Below are 21379 nucleotides of genomic sequence, written 5' to 3'. Positions count from 1 at the left end.
GTGGTCAGGCTTTCAGGCTGTCGAGATAGGCGAGCCAGCCGCCGAACGACGTGATGTCGAGTGCGCCGCTGTCGTCGCCGACTGCCGACGGCTCGCAGATAAAGCCCTTCACCGTCAGCCCTTCCGCGAGTTGCAGCGTGCCGATGCCGAGCGGCGCGGGCACCTCGGCGACGAACTGGCCGAAGGTGCGCAGCGGCACGTCCCAGAGTTCGACGGCGATGGGCTGGCCGTACGTGGTGGTGCGCACGAGGCCGGGCTTCGGCGGCTGGGTGTTCGCGAGTGCGTAGAGCCGGTAGTTATCGGCGGTGTGAGTCGCTTCGATAAAGCGCGCGCCGGCCTGCTGAAGCTGCCAGTTCAACGGCTGCCCGCGCAGATGCGCGCCGACCACCGCCAGCGTGACGCTCGGCTCCTGGAACGGCAGCGGAGTGATGGGCGTGGCGGGTGTGGCATCGGCTGCGAACAGCGCCTGGATTCGTGCGCCCAGATCCGCCAGCAATCGGTCCGCTCCGCTTGGCGCGATCAGCGTGACGCCTGCGTGCAAGCCGTCCTGGCGACGCTGACACGGCACCGACAGCGCGCACAGATCCAGCAGATTTACGAAGTTCGTATACGTGCCCAACTGGCTGTTCAACTCGATGGGATTCGCCTGCACGTCCGCGATCAACGGATGCGTCGGCGTAGTCGGCACGATCAGCACGTCGATGTCGTCGAACAGCGACTCAGCGTGACGCTTCAGATCGGCCAGCGCGTACTGCCCGTTGAACAGATCGACGGCGCTGAATTGATTCGCCTTGCCGATCACTTTGGCGACGGTCGGATCGATTGCCTCATGATGGCTGTCGAAAAAATCGCCCAGCGCGGCGCGGCGCTCGGCGACCCAGGGGCCGTCGTACAGCAGTGCCGAAACGGCCTTGAGCGGCGCGAAATCGACCGGTTGCGCAGTGAGATGCAAGCGCGTGGAGAGCGTGTCGAGTGCGGCGGCGAACGCCTGGCTTGCAGCGGCGTCGCCGAAAAATTCGAGCGCATCGGGCACGCCGACGCGCGGCTCGCCACGCGGCAATCCACGCGCTGCAATCTTGCGCGAATATCCGTCGAGCGGATCGAAGCAGGCGATCTCGTTCAGTACGCGCCACGCGTCGTCGACATCGTGCGCGAATACCGAAATCGTATCGAGGGTGCGGCATGCGGGCACCACGCCGCGCTTGCTGACCAGTCCGAGCGACGGCTTCAGACCGACCAGTCCGTTGAAGCCTGCGGGCACGCGGCCCGAACCCGCCGTATCGGTGCCGAGCGAAAACGCGACGCACCCCGCCGCGACCGAAACCGCTGAACCGGAACTCGATCCGCCCGACACGCGCAGCGGAAATTCGGTGTTGCGCACCGCGCCATAAGGCGACCGGGTGCCGACGAGGCCGGTCGCGAACTGATCGAGATTGGTCTTGCCGATCAGGATCGCGCCCGCGTCGAGCAGACGCTGCACGGCGAAGGACGACGCGTCCGGCGTGTAGCTGAAAGGGTCGCAAGCGGCGGTGGTCGGCAAACCGGCCACGTCGATGTTGTCCTTCACCGCGAACGGCACGCCGAACAGCGGCATGCGTTCGAAAATCGCGCTGCCCTGTTCGTCGAATAGTGCTTCGAGCGCGCGGGCGCGTGCTTCGAGATCCGCTGGCGGCACGCGCAGAATCCACACTTCGGGGCGGTCGATTTCGTCGATGCGCGCAAGCGCCGACGCTACGGTCTGGGTGGGCGTCGAGCTGCGATCGGCATAAGCGCGGAGCAGACCTTTAACCGTCGGGGATGCAAATTTTGGCACTGGTTTTTCCTTGAGTTCAATCTTGAATACAAGTTTGAACTCAACTTAGCAGGAGGTATGCCATGTGCGTTATCGCTGGGGTCGATCCGGCTGTGTGCCTTGTTCGGCGGGCTTGTGCGGGGTGTGAGCAAGGCTGCTCGGGATGCTTTCAATTGCCTGCCGCCCACGCGCCGCTGGTGCAGCGCTCACCAACTCGGGGATTGCACGCCCCGGCTTCGCGCGTGCGGATTCAACGATGAGTTCTGCTGCGGACGCGATGGTTCAGCTAATGGAACTGGCGACTAGCAAGGTCATTCGGGATGCGGTACGTCATCCACGCGAAGCGAGGAAAATCGCGTGCGGGATGTGGCATGGCCGCGATCAGGGGGATAGGCTCGCGGGCGGCACGGACGCGCTCGGAAAGATAAACGGCGGCAACCTGTCAACGATCCGGCAAGCCCGCATTCAGGCACTCATCGATTTGCGCTTCTCCGCTGCGCCCTTCGCACCACCTTTCGCCGCCACCTGCTCAACCCCGCCCGCCACGACGAACGCGCGCACCATTTCATGCGCCTGCACCTTGTGATCTTCCTGCCATTGCGCGGCGAGCATGTCGGTATTGAAGATTCGCGACAACGTGTACGCATTCGACTTGTGAAACGAGCACAAGCTCACCAGCCCCACATACAGATGCAGCGCATCCATCCCCTTGCGCAGCGAGCCGTCGCTCTCGCCGCGCGCGATCACCGTGCCCAGCAGACTCAACACCGGCGACGACATCTCCGGGATCGCCGTCGATCGCTTCATCACGCGCGCGCGGTTCAGGTTTTCGAACGACAGCAGCTTCGACAGTTCGGGATGCGCGGCAAAGTGCCCTTCGATGAAATCGTAAAGCTGCACGATGGCCGTAACCGGATCGATCTTGTCGACATCCAGCTTGAGCTTCAGCTCGGCTTCCCGCAGACGCGCCAGCACGAATTCGAGCACTTCCAGATAGAGCGCTTCCTTGCCGCCGAAGTAGTGGTAGATCATGCGGATGTTGACCTTCGAGCGGCTCGCGATCGTTTCCACGCGTGCGCCGCTCAGCCCTTTGTCGGAGAACTCCGCGAGCGCAATCCTGAAGATGCGCTGACGGGTAGCCGCCGCGAGTTTCTGACGCTGGGTCGCCGGAGCGGATGCGGCTGCAGATGAGGATGCGGCGGTCGTTCCCGGCGCGGAAACCGATACGGCGGAGGTCGTGCGAACTGAGGCGCGTGTCATGTGGATGGCAAGCCTGGGCGGTGGCGGGTTGCTTTTAAAAATCGGTTGGCGCTCACGCCGGCGTTGCGCGCAGCGTGACGAGCCAGCATTGTAAAGCGCGGCTTGCTGGTCGACTCATTGGTCAACGGTATTGGCAAGCGACATAGGCCAAACGCATTGACCAGACTCGTTGACGCAACCCGGCGCAACTCACTGGCCAAACTTATCGGCACAATGCCGTGCGATACCTCACCGCCGGAACGGTTGAGTCAACGCGAGCGGCGCAGTTTGCCGTCCGATCAACCCGGCCACCGCGATCAGCGCAAGCAGATACGGCAGCATCACCAGCAGCGCGGTCGGCACATGCACGCCGATCAGCGGCAACTGGAACTGCAACGCGCTCGCCGCGCCGAACAGCAGGCACGCGCCCACGGTGCGGCCAATCTTCCAGTTTCCGAAGATGATCGCGGCAATCGCGAGATAACCCGCGCCGCTCGTCATCCCTTCGGTGAAGGTGTGGATGTCGCCGATTGAAATGAAGCAGCCCGCCGCACCCGACATCACGCCCGAAAACAACACTGCGCCATAACGCAGTTTCGTGACCGAAAGCCCGGATTGATCGACCGATTTCGGTGCCGCGCCGACCGCATGCAGCGCCACGCCCAAAGCCGTGCGCCGCATCACGAGCGATGTCGCGACGAGAATCGCCAGCCCCAGATAGACCAGCCACACCTGATGAAACACCGGCTCGCCGATCACCGGAATCGCGCCGAGTCCAGGCGGCGACCAGCGCGCGAGCCCGGGAATCACGGCGCTGGAACGCTCGCCGAACAGCTCGCGATAAGCCAGCGTCGTCGCGCCCAGCGCGAGAATGTTGATGCCGATGCCCGTCACGATCTGATTCGCGCGCAACGTCACGCTCAGGAACGCCTGCAACAGCGCGATCGGCAGCACGCCGAGCATGCCGATCGCCAGTCCGAGCGACGCGTTGCCGGTCGCCCATGCACCTGCCGCGCCGAGAAACGCGCCGGACAGCATCATCCCTTCGACGCTCATGTTGAGCACGCCCGCGCGCTCGCTGATCAATTCGCCAGTCGACGCCAGCATCAGCGGCGCGGCAAAGCGAATCGACGAGCCGACGAAAACCGCTACGAATTCCGCATTCATTACCGTGCTCCTTTGGGTTCGAGCCACAACGAACCGCCCGCCAGCGCGACGATCACGATGCCCTGCACGATCAGCACCAACGCCGACGGCACCGACGCGACCATTTCCATATTGATGCCGCCCGAGCGCATGAAGCCGAACAGCAGCGCCGCCGCGCACACGCCGGTCATCGAGCCGCGCGCAAGCAGGCCGACCACGAGTCCGTCGAAACCGTAGCCGGACGAAAAACCCGCTTTCAGCGAGTACTGGTCGCCTTGCAGCATCAATGCACCGGCGAGTCCGCCGAGCGCGCCCGCCAGCGCCAACGCACCGACGATCGTCGACGTGATCGGCATGCCCGCGCGACGCGCAGCCAGCGCGTTCAGCCCGACCGCGCGCAGATGCATGCCGAAGCGGCTGTACGCGAGCACGAGCGCGACCGCGATGCACAGCACGACGGTGATCGGCAAGCCGATATGCAGGCCGGTCGAACTCGACGCCGACAGCATCGGCAATTTGGTCGCGTCGGGAATGTCGAGCGATTCGGGCAGCGTGGCGGCGTTGCTCATCGGCTGACGCAGGAGCGCCTCCGATTGCACGCACCAGTAGAGAAACCACACGGCGATGAACGTCAGCAAAAGCGTGCTGATCACTTCGTTGGTTCCGGCGCGCGCTTTCAGCCAGCCGGGAATTGCGCCCCATGCCGCGCCTGCGAATGCCGCCGCGAGCATCGGCAGAATGAACGACAGCCCGAGCGGCAGATGCGCGACATGGCCGTACAGGCTCACGGCCGTCGCCGCGATGCCACCCATCGCAATCTGCCCTTCTCCGCCGACGTTGGTCAGTTGCGCGCGGTTCGCCAGCACGAAGCCGCCGCCGACCAGCGCGAACACAAGGCTGCGGTTGATCGATGCACCGATGGCGTACGGCGAGCCCCAAGCGCCGTCTGCGAAGGCGGCGAGCGCGTCGCCGAGCGGCACGTGGACCAGCGCGATCAGCGCCAGTGCCGCGGCAACCGCGACCAGCGCCGCGCCCGCCAGCACCAGCGCGGTTCGCAAACGCCGTGAAGCGCGCCATGACGGGCGCGGAAAAGAGGCTAATGAGGTCGTGGTCGGAGTCATGCTGTCTGCCCTGCCATCCATGCGCCAATGCGCTCGCGTTGAAGAGTGAGTTGGCTCGCATCCGGCACGCAGGTGCCCATGATGCGGCCGCGATACATGACGAGGACACGGTCGGCCACCGCCATCAACTCGTCGAGTTCCGACGAGATCAGCAGAACGCCGACGCCGTCGTCGCGTGCCGCGCGAATGTGGTCGTACACGGCGGCGACCGCGCCGACATCGAGTCCACGGGTCGGTTGTGCGGCGACCAGCACGGCGAGGCCGTCGAGCGTGAGTTCGCGCGCAAGCACCGCCTTCTGCTGATTGCCGCCGGACAGGCCGCGAAACGCGACATCGGGGCTGGCCGCGCGGACGTCGAAGCGCTGCATCAGCGCGCGTGCGTCGCGCCGCATTGCGCGGCGGCGCATGAAGCCGCGTCGCGCGTAGTCGTCGAGCCGGTTCAGAAACAGGTTGTCGGTGACGCTCATATCGGGCACGCAGCCCACCGCGTGGCGATCTTCGGGCACCACGCCGACGCCCGCTCTGGTGAGCATCTGCGGAGCGGCGTGCGTGCACTCCTTGCCTTGCACGAAGAAGCGTCCTGCACTCGCCTTCTGCATGCCCGCCAGCACCGCGCCGAGTTCGCTTTGCCCGTTTCCTTCAACCCCCGCAATGCCGACGATCTCACCCCGGTTGACTACCAGCGTGCAGTCCTGCAGACGCGTCACGCCGTCGGCGTCGCGCACGGTGAGACCGTCGATCTGCAACGCTTCGTCGGCGAGCGGACGGCCGTAGGGCGACGCGCTTTGCTTTGCCGCCCGTGACACTGCGTTGTTGGTGACGCCCGCCTCCTGCGCGTCCTGAGCGCCTGCCGGGCGCTGGATCATCGCCCGCACCAGCGCATCGACATCGGCGGAAGGCGTGCTCGAACGGGCCACCACGCGCCCGCTTTGCAACACGGTCGCGCGATTTGCGATGCGGCGGATTTCCGCGAGCTTGTGCGTGACCAGCACCACCGCACAGCCGCGCGCGACCACCTTCGCGCAGGTGTCGAGCAATGCGTCGATCTCGACCGGCAACAGCACGGCGGTCGGCTCGTCCAGCACCAGCAGACGCGGCTCGCGAATCAGGCATTTGACGATCTCGACCCGCTGCTTCTCGCCCACCGACAGCTCCGCGACCCGCGCGTCCGGATCGAGCGCGAGGCCCAGTTCCGCGACCAGATCGCGCACGCGCTGCGCCTCGCGCTTGCGATCCAGCCAGCCGCGCGCCTGGCCCAGCAGCAGGTTGTCGAGCACGCTGACATCTTCGACGAGGCTGAAGTGCTGATGAACCATCGCGATGCCGTGCGTCAGCGCATCGCGCGGGCTCTGCGGACGATAAGGCGCGCCGTCGAGCCACATCGTCCCGGCGTCGGGCTGATGCACGCCGAACATCACGTTGCACAGCGTCGATTTGCCCGCGCCGTTCTCGCCGAGCAGACAGTGCACTTCACCGGCGCGCAGTTCGAGCGACACGTCGGTCAACGCATGGAACTGACCGAAGCGCTTGCCGATGCCGTCCATGCGCAGCACGCTGGCGCGGTCGGCGTCATGGATCGCGGGCGCCGCAGCGGAAGCAGGAGTCGCGTTCATATCAGCCTTCGGAGACCTTGATCTTGCCGCTTTCGATGTCCTGCTCGATCTGCTTGAGCTTCGTCGTCATTTCGGGTGACGGCTTGCACACCACCATGTCCGACGCCTTCGGTCCCATCGCCAGGCCGAACGCCTTGTAGCCCGGTTGCCACGTGCCGGCCGCCATCTGATCGATCGCGTATTGCACCTGATAGCCGACCCCGGTAATCGAATACGCGATATACAGCGGGTCCGTGCCGCAACGGTCGGTGTAGCTGCCGATCACGTGCGTGTGCTTTTCGTTGGCGGCCTGCTCCATGCCGCGCAAGCCGAGATTGAGAATGTGATAGTGGACATCCGCGCCTTGCGAAATGGCCGCGAGCGTTGCTTCCTTCGCCTTCGACACGTTGTCGAAATCGCCCGTGTAGCTCTCGAAGTATTTGATCTTCGGATTGATCGAGCGCGCGCCGTTGCCGAATTCCTTGCCCGCGTTGACGATCGACGGAATCTCCATCCCGCCCACGTAGCTCACCGCGCCGTTCTTCGACAGCATCGCCGCCGCCGCGCCCGCGACATAGGCGATTTCCGCCTGCTTCACGTCATAGCCCGCGACGTTCGGCGGCATGTCCTGCCCTTTGTTGCCGCCGACAATCGCGAACTTCACGTTCGGAAAGCGCTTCGCGATCTTGATCACCGACGCCTGGGTCTGTCCGCCGACGCCGATCACCAACTGGTTCTTCGACGCGAGATTGGTCAGCGCCTGCTCCATGTCGGCGTAATTGATGTTCTCGATCATCTGCGTCTTGAGCTTCGGGCCGAGTTCTTTCTGTGCAGCGGTCAGACCGTCGTAGCCGGATTCCATCCAGCCCTTGTCCGATTTTGAGCCGGGAATCAGCACGCCGACCCGCAGCGGATCGGCCGCGACCGCGTGAACCGCTACGCTCGAAGCAGCGACTGCGACAACACACGAAGCGAGAGTTTTGAGCGTGGCGATCTTCTTGAGCGACATTCTGGCATTCCTTTTGCGTTTGGTTTGGGTAAGTAGGTTATTCATGAACGAAGCAAATGCAACTTCGATGCCAACTGATGGTTTTGCCGGCCTGGAAGCTTCGTTCGAACCTGCATGAAATAGCGGATCACGCGCTGAGTTGCGGGCTCGCCTGGGCGCACCGACGGCCTCTTTTAGATAACGATTCAAACCCGATGGAGAACTTCCGATGAAACAGCACGACGCTTACGGCACAAGCGTTTCCGGTCAACTGGGCCGCGACGGACGGCCTCGCTGGAGCGCGAGCGACACGCTCGTCGACATGTCGTTGCCCGCGCCCGCGCCGGTCGTCGCGACGCTGCCGTGCGAGCCGCAAAATGTGCGGATCGATCTGCGCAGCACCGCGATTATCGTGATCGACATGCAGAACGATTTCTGCACCAACGGAGGATGGGTTGCCCAGATTGGGGGCGATTTCAACGCCGACCGCGCGCCGATTGCACCATTGCAGCGCCTGCTGCCGGTGCTGCGCGACAACGGCGTGCCGGTCATCTGGGTGAACTGGGGCAACCGGCCCGATCTCGCGAACATGCCGCCGAACCAGTTGCATCTGTATAAGCCGAAGGGTGTGGGAACCGGCCTTGGAGAGCCGCTCGCGAGCAACGGTTCGCATGTGCTCGAAAAGGATTCGTGGGCGGCTGCGGTCGTCGACGAGCTTGCGCCGTTGCCGCAGGATATCTGCGTCGACAAGTATCGGATTAGCGGCTTCTGGGACACGCCGCTCGACAGCATTCTGCGTAATCTCGGCATTCGCACTGTGATGTTCGCGGGCGTGAATACCGATCAGTGCGTGATGCATTCGCTGACCGACGCGAATTTCCTCGGCTATGGCTGCGTGCTGGTCGAGGACTGCTGCGCGACTTCGTCGCCGGACTTCTGTACCGAAGCGACGATCTGGAACGTGAAGAAGTGCTTCGGCTTCGTCACCGATTCGGTGCGGATCGTCGATGCGCTGGCTGACGTCAAATGAGCGCGTTTATTCCTGGTCCGCGTGCGCGGGTGGCGGCCACATCGCCGGGGCCGCTGGACGGGTTGCGCTTTGCGGTGAAGGATCTGATCGACGTGGCTGGCACGGTGACTGGCGGCGGCAATCCTGACTGGCTGGCGAGTCATCCGGCGGCGTCCGCCAATGCGCGCTGTGTCGATATGTTGCTGGCGGCCGGCGCGACGCTCGATGGCAAGACGATCACCGACGAACTCGCCTATAGCCTCGAAGGCGAAAACCATTACTACGGCACACCGCTCAATCCGTGCTGGCCGCATGCGTTGCCGGGCGGATCGTCGAGCGGTTCGGCGTCGGCAGTCGCGGCGGGCGACGTGGACTTCGCGCTCGGCACCGATACCGGCGGCTCGGTGCGCGTGCCCGCCGCGTTCTGCGGTTTGTGGGGAATGCGGCCCACGCACGACGCGATATCGCTCGATGGCGTGTTGCCGTTTGCGCCGTGTTTCGATACGGTCGGCTGGTTCGCGCGGACTCTTGACGTACTGACAGCAGTCGGCGACGTGCTGCTGCCTGCTGATTCTGTCTCCTCGTCGACTCATCTAACGCAGTTGGTGCGCGTGAGCGAAGCGTTTGCAACGCGCGAGCGCAACGAACCCGATGACGCTGCGCGGCTCGCCAAGCTCGCTGAATCGCTGGGTGCTTCAACCGGGCGAAACGTTTTTGCAGGCGACGAAGCGCGCTGGCTTGCGTGCTATCAGCACGTGCAGGACTTCGAAATCGATGCCACGCTAGGGGCCTGGATTAGATCGACGCAGCCGCTTTTTGGGCCGTCGATCGCTGAACGTTTTGCCAGGCTGAACGCGCTCGATAGAACGCAGGCGTCGCAATGGCGCGCACTTCACGACGAATTACGCAGCGCAATCGCCACGTTGTTCGAAAGCAATGTCGTGCTGATCATGCCGACCACGCCAATTGCGCTGTTATCGAAACACGCGTCGGGCGATGCAATCGGCGTCTTCTATCAGGACGCGTTGACACTCAACTCGCTCGCCACTATCGGCGGCCTGCCGCAAATCACGCTGCCTTTCGTCGACGCAATCGATCGTCCGCTCGCGCTGTCGATCATCGGCGCACGCGGCAGCGATCGCGCGTTGCTCGCGCTCGCGCGCGATCTATACTCGCGGCACACGCACGCGAACCTTCAGTAGCGGAGCATCGATGCACAATCAGAAATCCGTCGGCACCACGGGCGGCATGGTCACCAGTCCTCATGCGCTGGCGAGCGAAGCCGGACGCGACGTGTTGCGCGCAGGCGGCAACGCAATCGAGGCCGCGATTGCGATCGGCGCGGCGCTGTGCGTCACGTACCCGCATTTCACCGGACTAGGCGGCGACGCGTTCTGGGTGATCGGCGATCGCAACGGCATGTTGCGCACGGTGTCCGGCATTGGCCAGGCCGCCACGCAATTGCCCGCGTTCGAGTCGGCGATTCCGGTGCGCGGCGCGGCGTCTGCGATCACGACCGCGGCGACTGTCGACGCCTGGCATCGCGCGTATGAGATCAGCAGAAGCGCGTGGGGCGGCACGCAAACGTGGTCGTCGCTGTTCGACCGCGCATTCGAATATGCAAGCGATGGCTTTGCTGTCACACCGTCACAGCATTTCTGGCAAACGCTGCGCGCCGGAGAACTGAATGCACTGCCCGGCTTCGCAGCCACGTTCGCACCGAATGGGCAGATTCCCGCAGTCGACGAGCGCTTCGCGCAACCGGCATTAGCTAAAAGCATCGAGCGGATTGCACGTTTCGGCGCGCGCGAATTTTACGAAGGCGAACTGGCGGAGCGAATTGCACGCGGCCTGAAGGATGCGGGCTCGCCACTCAGCGCGAGCGACCTGACGCGAACCTATGCACGCGACGAAACCCCGTTGCGCGTCGCGTATCGCGGCGGCGAACTCGTCAGCCTGCGGCCGCCGACGCAAGGTGTGACGACACTGCAAATCATGGGGACGTTAAGCCGTTTCGATCTTCGCTCGATTCCCGAAGGCAGCGCCGATTACTATCATCTGCTGGTGGAAGCGGTGAAATGCGCGTTCGTCGATCGGGATCGCTACGTGTCCGATCCCGAGTTCAACGACGTGCCTGTCGAGCGCATGTTGTCGGCCTCGACCCTGGATGCGCACGCGCGCTCCATCGACCCGCGCGAAGCACGCGCGTGGCCGCACGTGTTCCGTCCCGGCGACACGGTGTTCATCGGTGCAACCGATAGCGAAGGCCGCAGCGTCAGCGTGCTGCAAACCGTCTACTTCGATTGGGGCAGCGGCGTGGTGGCCGGCGACACCGGCATTCTGTGGCACAACCGGGGCGCGTCTTTCAGCACGAACCCCGCGCATCACAATGCGGTACTGCCGGGCAAACGGCCTTTTCACACGCTGAATCCCGGCATGTATCTGAAAGATGGGCGCCCGCATTTACTGTTCGGCACGCAAGGGGCCGACGGTCAGCCACAAACGCTTGCCGCGATTCTGACGCGTTTGATCGACTACGGAATGGACCCGCTAACCGCCCTCGCCCGCCCACGTTTTCTGCTGGGCAAGACCTTCTCCGATACGCGCGATGCGTTGAAGCTTGAAGAAGATGCGGGTGCCGATGTATTCGCCGAGCTTGCGGCGCGACGGCATGAAGTGAGCGCGATACCGGCGCAGAGTCCGTTGGCGGGGCACCCAGGCGTGATTCGAATCGACGCGGACGGTTCGGTTTCAGGCGCGCATGATCCGCGTAGCGATGGGCGTGCGCTGGCGGTTTGATGATTGATCGACACGCGTGGGCTGTTGGATTGTTGGACGCCCACGCGCATGAAATAAAAAACCTCACTCCAGCGTAAAGCGGTCCCGTGTCGTCACATAATCGCTCGCGCCGAAGCGGCCCACCGGAAAATAGTGTTGCAAACGCACACGCCATGTTTCCGTGTCGATCAACTCGTCACGCGCATGCAAGCGATGCACGCGGCCAATGAAAATCTGCCGGCTACTGGTTTCAAGCGTTTCCCAGATCGTGCATTCGAATGCAACCGGTGCCTCGGCAATACGTGGCGGCGCGACGTGAGAACTCGGCACGGGCGTCAGGCCGACCTCGGCAAGCTCGCTCACGTTCGGCGGCAGACGCGCGCCGCAGCGATGCATTTTCAGTGCGATGGCTTCGTCCGCGAGATGCACGACGAACTCGCCCGTCCGCACGATATTGACGGCGGTATCTTTCAGCGTGCCGTCCGTCACACGGTTGATGCTGATCATCACGATGGGCGGCTCCTCGCCCAGCATGTTGAACATCGAGAACGGCGCGGCGTTGATCGTGCCGTCCGCGCCGAGCGTGGTGACGAGCGCGATGGGACGCGGCACGATCAGGCTCGCCATCAGCTTGTAACGCTGGTACTCGGTAATCGCTTCGAAATCGATTTCCATCGAGGTCTGCCTATTGGGAAGTAGCGTGTTCTGTCAAGCCGAGTAGTTGGCCCAGGCTTTTTTCACCGCGCATCCGCGAGGTTTCAATGCGGTCCTGAAGATCGCGCAGATGCGCGTCCATGTGCGCCATTGCGCCCGCGGCGTCGCGTGCTTCGATGCAGTCGACAATCGCGGCATGTTCCGCGTGCTCACACGGCGCATGCCCCGGCGGTTCATAGACACCGACGATCAACGAACAGCGCGACACCAGTTCCTTCAGATAATTTTGCAGGATCGAATTGCCGGCCAACGCGGCGACGCGCATATGAAAACCGCTTGCGAGTGTCGCCCACGAAGGCTGATCGAAGCGATGCATGGCATCGTGCTCGCTAGCGAGTTGTTGCCGCAATGCGGCAATGTCCTGTTTGCTCGCGCGTTGAACGGCAAGCTCCACCAGCATCCGTTCGACCGAACGCCGCGCCTCGAAAATCTCGCGCGTTTCTTCCGGCGTCGGCTCGGCGATCACCGCGCCTTTGTTCGGACGCAACACGACAATGCCGTCGTACGCGAGCTTTTCGAGCACCCGGCGCACCACCGCGCGGCCCACGCCGAACAGCTGGCACAACTCGGGCTCCGGCAGTTTCGTACCCGGCGTCAACCGATGATTCAGCACGCCGTCGAAGATCGATTGATAAATGCGTGCGTCGATATCCGCTTCTTCACGCACGGTCTTTCTAGCGGTGGCCGCGCCGGCCTTCGTATTCATGCAGCAGCCGGGCGCACGATACCGTCCCGCTCCAGATCGTCCATATGACTGGCAATCGCGCCGGGCGTCGTGATCCACACGTCACCTCGTGCGCGGGCCGCAGCGATATGTTCGAGTGCGCGCCGCAGATGCCTCAACCGATACGGCTGTCCAACCAGATAAGGATGCAGCGCAATGCCCATCACCAGCGCCTGAGGTTGCGTGCCGCGATTGGCCTGTTCGAACATCTCGTCGAACTGATCGACGATCATGTCGGCGAACGCGCGGCCGTCCATGTGGCGGCCTACCATCATCGGCAAATCGTTGAGTTCCTGCGGATACGGAATCGACCAGAGCGACTTGCCGTTGCGCGTGGCCATTCGCACCGGACGGTCGTCGTGACACCAGTTCAGCGTGTAGCCGTAGCCTGTCTCCGCGAGCAGATCGGGCGTCAGATGCGACTCCGAAATCCACGGCGACAACCAGCCCTGCGGCGGCGTTCCCGACGCTTCCGCAATCCGCTCGCGGCAATGCAGAAGCAGTTCGCGTTCGCCGTTTTCGTCGAGATCGCTTTGCCGGTGCGCATTCGTATGGCCGTGCCCGATCAATTCGTCGCCACGCGCGACGCAGGCCGCGATCAATTCGGGGCAGTGATCGTAGAGCGCGGTATTGATGAGCGTGCCTGCCGGCAATTCGAGTTGATCGAATAGTTCGATGCAGCGCCATGCGCCGACGCGATTGCCGTATTCGCGCCAGCTATGGTTCAGCACATCCGGCTGCGGTGAGACAGGGCCGAGCGCCGCGCCAAGGCCTTCGCCAAACGCAAAGTGCTCGATATTGAAGCCCAGATAAACCGCAAGCCCGGTGTCGCCAGGCCAACGGAATGCATCGCTGTCGATGATCGGCCGGTAGGCAAAGCGCCCATGCGTGGCGATCGGTTCGCGCGCGCGGTTCAGTGCTGCGGACATGTTCCGTGTGTCGTTCATTGATAAAGCCGTCGTTGATGAATGGCGTCGAACGGTGCAACCGGCCGCATCGCGAATGAACCGGATTGGTTGGTTCATGCCCCGACTCGGACCGAAGACGCACCGTGATTGCGCAAAACAGATCCTGCAGATCGCTAACGATCGTCGTATCGGATCGTTTGCAATATGTGAGCCAACTTGTAGACGTTAAGCACAACGGCGCGTCGGCGATCATCAAGCGCCGCAACGCGGCCGATGGCACATGTCTTGCATTTGCCTGCCTCGCATTAGCGGCATGTCTGTTTCGTGCGTGCCCCACTGTTCGCCGTTCACGAGGACTCTTCGTTCATGATTCAGCCTGCTTCAACAGTGCTCGAAACCAAAGCCGCCGACATCGAACTGGTGCACGTATCCAAGCAATACGGCGATTCGCTTGCCGTCGATGCGATCGACCTGCGCATTGCCGGTGGCCAGTATTGCTGCCTGCTCGGGCCGTCGGGTTGCGGCAAGACCTCGACCTTGCGCATGATCGCGGGTCATGAATCCGTCACTGAAGGTGACGTTCTGATCGCGGGCCGCAACGTCACGCGCGCGGAACCCGCTGCACGCGGAACTGCGATGGTGTTCCAGAACTACGCGCTGTTTCCGCATCTGAGCGCACTCGACAACGTCGCCTTCAGCCTGAAAATGCGCGGCGTAGCGAAGGACGTCCGGCGTAAACGCGCGGCCGAACTGCTCGAACTGGTGGCGATGTCCGCGTATGCCGAGCGCAAACCCGCGCAGTTATCGGGCGGTCAGCAGCAACGCGTGGCGCTCGCCCGCGCGCTGCTCAACCAGCCAGGCTGCCTGCTGCTCGACGAACCGCTCTCCGCACTCGATCCGTTTCTCCGCGTACAGATGCGCGCCGAACTCAAGCGCTGGCAGAAGGAACTCGGCATCACCTTCGTCCACGTCACGCATTCGCAGGAAGAAGCGATGGCTCTGGCCGATCTGGTGGTGGTGATGAGTCATGGCCGGATCGAACAGAGCGGCACGCCGTTCGAAGTATTCAATCGACCGCGCACCGAGTTCGTGGCCCGCTTTCTCGGCGGCCATAACGTTTTCAACACGAATGGCCGACTGTTCACCGTTCGCGCCGATCATCTGCGGGTGGTGCCGCACGGCGTCACGCCGGTGCAAAACGCCAGCGGAGACAGCGGCATGACGCGGATCGGCGGCGTGCCCTGCAAAGTGCGCGAAGCCGAATATCAGGGCACGCATCTGCGGATGACGCTCGATCCACTCGACGGTTCGCCCGAACTGGTTTCATTCGTGAGCGACGGCGATTACGACCCGGCTCGACTCGGTCCCGAGGCTCGAGTCGTGGTCTGGTGGAACGAGCAGGACGCGCATCCGCTCGCGGCCTGATGTATTTGATGCCCTGTTTTCAGGGTGTTTATGTCGGTCGGCAATAAATAGTCCATTAAACAAGCGCTAGAACGAACGTCAACTGAGGAGAAAGCAATGAGTGAAGCGAACGAGAGCCCGGCAGTGGCCGCAGCGGATGTGAAGGAAAAAGGCCTGTCGCGCCGCACGTTCATCAAGGGCGCGGTGGCGGCGGCCGGCATTGCCGGCTTTCCGTACGTGCACGCGCAGGAAAAGATCACGTTGCGCTACCTCGGCACGGCGGTCAACCAGAGCGCCGACATCGCGAAGAAGTTCAAGGAAGACACCGGCATCGAAATCCAGTACGTGCCGGTCACGACCGATGACGTCGCCAAGCGCATCATCACGCAGCCCAACTCGTTCGATATCGTCGACACCGAATACTTCGCACTCAAGAAACTGATTCCGGCCGGCACGCTCGCGGGTATGGACGCCAAGCGCATCAAACTCGCGGACAAGATCACACCGGTTCTCACACGCGGTGAAGTCAACGGCAAGAAGATCGGCGATCAAGGTACTGCGCCGAAAAAAGTGATGTTCCTGACCGGCGCACGCTCGACCGAATTCTCCGCGACGCCGACCGAATGGATGACGCTGATCCCGACCACCTATAACGCGGATACGCTCGGCATTCGTCCTGACCTCATCAAACGTCCGGTCGACAGTTGGGCCGAATTGCTGAATCCGCAATTCAAAGGCAAGGCCGCGCTGCTGAACATTCCCGCGATCGGCATCATGGATTCGGCGATGGCGATCGAGGCGATGGGTCACATGAAATACGGTGACAAGGGCAACATGACGAAGGCCGAGATCGACCAGACCATCAAAATTCTGATCGAGGCCAAACATGCGGGACAGTTCCGCGCATTCTGGAAGGACTTCAACGAAAGCGTGAATCTGATGGCGTCGGGCGAGGTGGTGATCCAGTCGATGTGGTCGCCGGCTGTCACGAAAGTTCGCACGATGGGTATTCCGTGCAAGTTCCAGCCGCTGAAAGAAGGCTACCGTTCGTGGGCGTCAGGCTTCGGTTTTCCGCGCTCGCTGCAAGGCAAGAAGCTTGATGCCGCTTATGAGTTCGTCAACTGGTTTCAGGATGGCTGGGCCGGTGCATATCTGATGCGTCAGGGCTATTACCCCGGTGTAGTCGACACAGCCAAGACGCACATGCAGGCTTACGAATGGGACTACTGGATGGAAGGCAAAGCGGCCGCGCAGGACATCAAGGCGCCGGACGGCCAGTTGCTCGAAAAGGCCGGTGCGGTGCGTGACGGTGGTTCGTACACGCAGCGTATGGGCGCGATTGCGTGCTGGAATGCGGTAATGGACGAGAACATCTATATGGTTCAGAAGTGGAACGAGTTCATCGCGGCCTGATTTGCGATGCACGCGTGATTCGCTTCACCGTGGTAGTCGACGCATTATGCGTGGGCTACCACGACTGTTTTTAATAGCGCAGGTATTTTCTCGCGCTGTTCTTCCCGGACACCCTCGCCCATGGCAACGATCGACCTTCCCTCGCACGCTCAGGACGCACCCGTTAAACACCGGCGTGCCCCCGCGTGGTTGCAGGCGACGCCGCTGTCGCTGACGTTCCTGCTGTTTTTCATCGTGCCGCTGGTGATCACGCTGATCGTCAGTTTCTGGGACTTCAACGAATACCAGATCATTCCCGCCTTCACGCTAAAGAATTACGCGGCCATCTTCAACGGCTGTTCGTCGATGACCGATGTCTGCGTGACCTTCAAGACGTATTGGTCGACGCTGAAGTTCTGCGCGATCGTATGGGCCGTGACATTGTTGCTCGGTTTTTCTCTCGCGTACTTTCTCGCGTTCCACGTGCGCACGACGAGTATGCAAACGGTGCTGTTCCTGCTCTGCACGATTCCGTTCTGGACCTCCAACGTGATCCGCATGATTTCGTGGATGCCGCTGCTCGGCCGTAACGGTCTCGTCAATCAGGCACTGATCGGCATGCATCTGATCGATCAGCCGCTCGAATGGCTGCTGTATTCGAACTTCTCGGTCGTGCTCGCATTCGTCCACCTGTACACGTTTTTCATGATCGTGCCGATCTTCAACGCGATGATGCGAATCGACCGATCGCTGCTCGAAGCAGCGCGCGACGCCGGTGCGAGCGGCTGGCAAGTGGTGCGCGATGTCGTCTTGCCGTTGTCGAAAACCGGCATTGTGATCGGTTCGATCTTCGTCATCACGATCGTGATGGGCGACTTCCTGACAGTCGGCGTGATGGGCGGGCAACAGATAGCATCGGTTGGCAAGATCATTCAGGTCGAGACCGGCTACCTTCAATTTCCCGCTGCGGCAGCTAACGCAATCATTCTGCTGGCCGTCGTGCTGATGATCGTGTGGGGTTTGACGCGGGTCGTCGACATTCGCAAGGAGCTGTGAGATGCAGGCCATTCGCGTCAAACATCGGGAGCGCCGTCCTGCCAGTTTCTATTGGCTCGCGTTGCTGTTCGGCTTGTTCGTGCTGTTCCTGTACGGACCGGTCATCACGATTTTCATTCTGTCGTTTCAGGGGCCCGAAGGCGGTCTGACGTTCCCCATGCGCGGCGTTTCACTGCACTGGTTTGCCGTGCTGCGTGACGGTGTCGGCGATGTGGATATCTGGGGAGCGTTTGGCCGATCCGTGAAACTCGCGCTGGCGGTCACGGTGCTGACCGTGCTGTTTTCTGTCGCCGCGGGTCTCGCATTTCGCCGTAAGTTTCGCGGCGATACAGCGGTGTTTTATGTATCCGTGGCCAGTCTGATCATGCCGTCGATTATCGTTTCGCTCGGTATCGGCCTGACATTCCGTCTGCTGGATAACGGGGTGAAGTATCTCGCGGCGGCCTGGGGCTATCAGTCGTTCGCCGATACCTATACGACGTCGATGGGCCTCTTTACGTCGGCGCTCGGCGCGCATCTGACCTGGACGTTGCCGTTCGGTTTGCTGGTGATGTTCGCGGTCTTCAACCGTTTCAACCCGGCATATGAAGAAGCCTCGCGCGACCTCGGCGCGACGCCGTGGCAAAGCTTCAGGCATGTCGTGTTGCCGATTATCGGGCCGTCGGTGGTTGGCGTCGCGATGTTCGGATTCACGCTGTCGTGGGACGAAATCGCGCGTACTTCGCAGGCTATCGGCGATCAGAACACGTTGCCGCTCGAACTCCAGGGGCTTACTACGTCGGTGACCACGCCCGTGATTTACGCGCTCGGCACGATGACCACGCTACTGTCGTTGACGGTAATGGGCGCGTGCCTGCTCGCGGTGAGACTGCTTGCGAAACGCCGCGCGGTGGCCGGTTTAAAAGCGACCTGACGGAATCGGCGGCTTGCACGGACAGCAAGCCGCCATCGCCATTGCACGCCCTCTGCTAAGAATCGGCAAAATACTTCGTTGCTAGCGGCCACCCTCGTCCCGTACCGTTCTCCGATTGCGCCGCGTGCGCGCCTCACTCCGGAGAACCCATGTCCGCAGTTCAATCGTCAGGCAACCCGGCTCATTCGATTGCCGACGCCGCACAACTTTTCGACGATACGCCCCTCACCCGCCGCTTCGCCCCCGTCTTCGCGCGCATCGCCGAAGGCGCGGTGCACCGCGAGCAACATCGCGAACTCGCTTACGATCCCGTCGAGTGGCTACGTGAAGCGGGCTATACGCGCTTGCGCGTGCCCGAACAATACGGCGGTGAAGGCATTTCGCTGACGGAATTCTTCTCGCTGGTCACGCGCCTTGGCGAGGCGGATTCGAACCTGCCGCAAATCCTGCGCGTACACGGTGGCTTTATTGAATCGCTGCTGGAAAACAGCGACGAAGCATTGCGTGACCGCTGGCTCACGCGAGTCGCGCAAGGACAGATTGTCGGTGGCGCGGTTTCCGAGCGGACTGGCGTCACCAACAATAGCGTGCGTCTCACGCAACACGGTGACGTGTGGCATCTGAATGGCGAAAAGTACTACACCACCGGCACGCTTTACGCGGATTGGGTCGATGTGGTCGCACACGACGGTCAGACCGACGTGCGTGTGCTCGTCAAAACCGACACGCCGGGCGTGAGCCGTATCGACGATTGGGATGGCTTCGGGCAGCGTCTGACCGGCAGCGGCACCGCGCGTTTCGCCCAGGTGCCGGTCTCGCAGGAGAACGTCTATCGCCGCTATAGCGCGTCCGAACCTCGCCGCAACAGTTTGCTTACCGCTTACTATCAGGCGCTGCATATCGCGAATCTGGCCGGTATTAGCCGCGCGGCACTGCGCGATGCGGTCGCTTTCACGCAGACCAAAACGCGTAGCTTCGGTATTCCCGGCGAGTCGAGTCCGCGCGATAACCCGCTGGTGCATCGCGTGGTCGGACGCCTCGCCAGCCTCGCTTATTCGACGCAGAGTGTCAGCACCGCGCTCGCTCGCGCTATCGACGAGGTATCGGTCGCGCGTCGCGAAGGCCGCACCAGCGAGCAGACTTATATCAACCTCGACATCCAGACTTTCCAGGCGCAACAGATCGCAATCGAGCAGACGCTGCAGGCGACGACACTGCTATTTGAAGTGGGCGGCGCATCGGCCACCAGCGAATCGCACCGTTTCGATCGGTACTGGCGCAATGCGCGGGTGCTCGCGTCGCACAATCCGGCGATTTTTCGCGAGGCCGCGATTGGAGACTTTTATCTGAATGGCAACGCGCATGACGAGCGTTTTGGTATCGCTCGCAAGGCTACTGCTGTGTAATTCGGTGCGGTCCTGGATGACGCAATTCATCGCGTCATCCTCTCGCTGCATCCCCTCATTTTGCATGCGGTGGCGTCCAGATGCGGATATCGTTCGCCTTCAACACAACGGGAATCAGACCCGCCGCGTGATACGTATCGGCGATACGCTGCTGCTCCGCCAACTGATCGCGCCTGACCGGCACAATGTCATAACTGCGTCGGCCGTTGGCGAGTTCGACCGTAGCCTCGGGAATATTGCCCCACAGCGGACCGAGAATCTGCGCAGCTTCCTGCGGATGCGTTTTGACCCATTTGCCTGTCGTGTTCAATTCGTCGAACACGATGCGCAGCACGTCCGGGTGTTTATCCGCGAACGATGTGGTGGCCGTATAGAAACGGTTGTATTGGGCAACACCGTTCGAACCGTCGGCAATCACTCGCACGTGCGCGTCGCGCTGCTGTGCGCCGAGGAACGGGTCCCAGATCGCCCATGCGTCGATATTGCCGCCACGAAACGCGGCAAGCGCATCGGGTGCTTCCAGATAACGCACCTGAATATCGTTGATCGTCAATCCCGCCTTGGCCAACGCGCTCAGCAGAAGATAGTTGCAGCCCGAACCTTTCGCGACCGCCACACGTTTTCCTTTCAGATCAGCCACCGAATGAATCGGCGAGTCCGGCGGCACGATGATCGCCTGCGCGGACGGCGCGGCGGTTTCTTCTGCGTAATACGTTAGCGGTGCATTGGCGGCTTGCGTGAACAGCGCGAATGCGTCGGCGACATCGGCATGCAGATCGACACTGCCCGCATTCAACGATTGCAGCAGACCGGTGGAGAATTCATGCCAGCTCACATCGTAGCCGAGCGGCTTCAACTTCTTCTCCAGTTCGCCGGTGCGCTTGAGAAGAATGAATAGCGTCGACGAGCGCTGATAGCTGATCGAGATCGTTTCGTTGGCTTGCGCGAGACCGGCTGACAGCACGCCGCCAATCAGCGAAAGAGAAATGCACAGCCGCCGTAAATGTCGACTGCGGGAAAAAATGGTTTGCATCGAATAGGTTCCGTCGGAGAAAAGGCAATCGTCGAATATATAAAAGATCGACACGCGCTTATAGACGGATTTCATCGATCGATAGAGAGAGAAATTGGAACGCGCGGCGGCGCTATAGCGCACTATCTGATGCTTTGATGCGAGTTGCTGAATTCGAATTCGCC

General features: G+C 62.1%; 18 protein-coding genes. 8 read left to right on the top strand and 10 right to left on the bottom strand.

Annotated features, from left to right (window positions below; translation table 11 throughout):
• Window positions 1-4: 4 nt before the first annotated feature.
• From atzF to ABH945_RS24060, 6 genes are all read right to left on the bottom strand, one after another.
• Entirely contained in the window at window positions 5-1813 is a 1809-nt protein-coding gene (gene atzF / locus ABH945_RS24085) for an allophanate hydrolase (protein ID WP_429252166.1), read from the bottom strand.
• A 444-nt stretch (window positions 1814-2257) separates the two neighbouring features.
• On the bottom strand, window positions 2258-3052 hold the full coding sequence (locus ABH945_RS24080; protein ID WP_429252165.1) for a TetR family transcriptional regulator: 795 nt from the start codon (window positions 3050-3052) through the stop codon (window positions 2258-2260).
• Between the two features lie 228 nt (window positions 3053-3280).
• On the bottom strand, window positions 3281-4198 hold the full coding sequence (locus tag ABH945_RS24075) for an ABC transporter permease (protein ID WP_074768605.1): 918 nt from the start codon (window positions 4196-4198) through the stop codon (window positions 3281-3283).
• On the bottom strand, window positions 4198-5298 hold the full coding sequence (locus ABH945_RS24070; protein ID WP_429252164.1) for an ABC transporter permease: 1101 nt from the start codon (window positions 5296-5298) through the stop codon (window positions 4198-4200). The genes ABH945_RS24075 and ABH945_RS24070 overlap by 1 nt, the downstream gene beginning before the upstream one ends.
• A complete protein-coding gene (locus tag ABH945_RS24065; protein WP_429252163.1) occupies window positions 5295-6911 on the bottom strand; it encodes an ABC transporter ATP-binding protein in 1617 nt (538 codons plus the stop codon). Before ABH945_RS24065 ends, ABH945_RS24070 begins: the two co-directional genes overlap by 4 nt.
• A 1-nt stretch (window position 6912) precedes the next feature.
• Entirely contained in the window at window positions 6913-7899 is a 987-nt protein-coding gene (locus ABH945_RS24060; protein WP_143026339.1) for a BMP family protein, read from the bottom strand.
• Between the two features lie 208 nt (window positions 7900-8107).
• Between ABH945_RS24060 and ABH945_RS24055 the strand changes: the two genes are divergently transcribed.
• The 3 genes from ABH945_RS24055 to ABH945_RS24045 are packed head-to-tail and all read left to right on the top strand — an operon-like array spanning window position 8108 to window position 11686.
• On the top strand, window positions 8108-8908 hold the full coding sequence (locus ABH945_RS24055; RefSeq protein WP_429252162.1) for a cysteine hydrolase: 801 nt from the start codon (window positions 8108-8110) through the stop codon (window positions 8906-8908).
• Window positions 8905-10089, top strand: coding sequence for an amidase (locus ABH945_RS24050; protein WP_429252161.1), 1185 nt, complete (start codon window positions 8905-8907; stop codon window positions 10087-10089). The genes ABH945_RS24055 and ABH945_RS24050 overlap by 4 nt, the downstream gene beginning before the upstream one ends.
• Before the next feature lie 10 nt (window positions 10090-10099).
• Complete coding sequence (locus tag ABH945_RS24045) at window positions 10100-11686, top strand: gamma-glutamyltransferase family protein (RefSeq protein WP_429252160.1); 1587 nt, start codon at window positions 10100-10102, stop codon at window positions 11684-11686.
• A gap of 63 nt (window positions 11687-11749) precedes the next feature.
• Here ABH945_RS24045 and ABH945_RS24040 read toward each other — a convergent pair whose 3' ends face one another.
• From ABH945_RS24040 to ABH945_RS24030, 3 genes are read right to left on the bottom strand one after another with little or no spacing between them, the layout of a single operon-like run.
• Entirely contained in the window at window positions 11750-12340 is a 591-nt protein-coding gene (locus ABH945_RS24040) for a flavin reductase family protein (protein ID WP_074768619.1), read from the bottom strand.
• Window positions 12341-12350: 10 nt separating this feature from the next.
• A complete protein-coding gene (locus ABH945_RS24035) occupies window positions 12351-13085 on the bottom strand; it encodes a GntR family transcriptional regulator (protein WP_429252159.1) in 735 nt (244 codons plus the stop codon).
• Window positions 13082-14050, bottom strand: a complete 969-nt coding sequence (locus tag ABH945_RS24030) for a polysaccharide deacetylase family protein (protein ID WP_429252158.1) — start codon at window positions 14048-14050, stop codon at window positions 13082-13084. The genes ABH945_RS24035 and ABH945_RS24030 overlap by 4 nt, the downstream gene beginning before the upstream one ends.
• 327 nt (window positions 14051-14377) lie before the next feature.
• On the opposite strand from ABH945_RS24030, the gene ABH945_RS24025 reads away from it, so the two are divergent.
• The 5 genes from ABH945_RS24025 (at window position 14378) to ABH945_RS24005 (ending at window position 20182) form a co-directional block, all read left to right on the top strand.
• On the top strand, window positions 14378-15436 hold the full coding sequence (locus ABH945_RS24025) for an ABC transporter ATP-binding protein (protein ID WP_429252157.1): 1059 nt from the start codon (window positions 14378-14380) through the stop codon (window positions 15434-15436).
• 96 nt (window positions 15437-15532) lie between these two features.
• Window positions 15533-16828: an ABC transporter substrate-binding protein gene (locus tag ABH945_RS24020; RefSeq protein ID WP_074768627.1), complete on the top strand. Its 1296-nt coding sequence runs from the start codon at window positions 15533-15535 to the stop codon at window positions 16826-16828.
• A gap of 120 nt (window positions 16829-16948) precedes the next feature.
• Window positions 16949-17863 (top strand): ABC transporter permease, encoded by a 915-nt coding sequence (locus ABH945_RS24015; protein WP_429252156.1) that lies wholly within the window; start codon window positions 16949-16951, stop codon window positions 17861-17863.
• A 1-nt stretch (window position 17864) separates the two neighbouring features.
• A complete protein-coding gene (locus tag ABH945_RS24010; protein WP_074768631.1) occupies window positions 17865-18776 on the top strand; it encodes an ABC transporter permease in 912 nt (303 codons plus the stop codon).
• A gap of 149 nt (window positions 18777-18925) precedes the next feature.
• Window positions 18926-20182 carry an acyl-CoA dehydrogenase family protein gene (locus tag ABH945_RS24005; protein ID WP_429252155.1) on the top strand — a complete coding sequence of 419 codons (1257 nt, stop codon included), beginning with the start codon at window positions 18926-18928 and terminating at the stop codon, window positions 20180-20182.
• Between the two features lie 55 nt (window positions 20183-20237).
• On the opposite strand, the gene ABH945_RS24000 is transcribed toward ABH945_RS24005, so the two are convergent.
• Window positions 20238-21215, bottom strand: a complete 978-nt coding sequence (locus ABH945_RS24000) for an aliphatic sulfonate ABC transporter substrate-binding protein (protein ID WP_429252154.1) — start codon at window positions 21213-21215, stop codon at window positions 20238-20240.
• Window positions 21216-21379: the final 164 nt, after the last annotated feature.

The organism is Paraburkholderia sp. GAS333, assembly GCF_050435665.1.
Taxonomy (GTDB): Bacteria; Pseudomonadota; Gammaproteobacteria; order Burkholderiales; family Burkholderiaceae; genus Paraburkholderia; species Paraburkholderia fungorum_A.
Note: the sequence above shows the minus strand (reverse complement) of the source record. Positions and strands in the feature narration are given on the sequence as shown.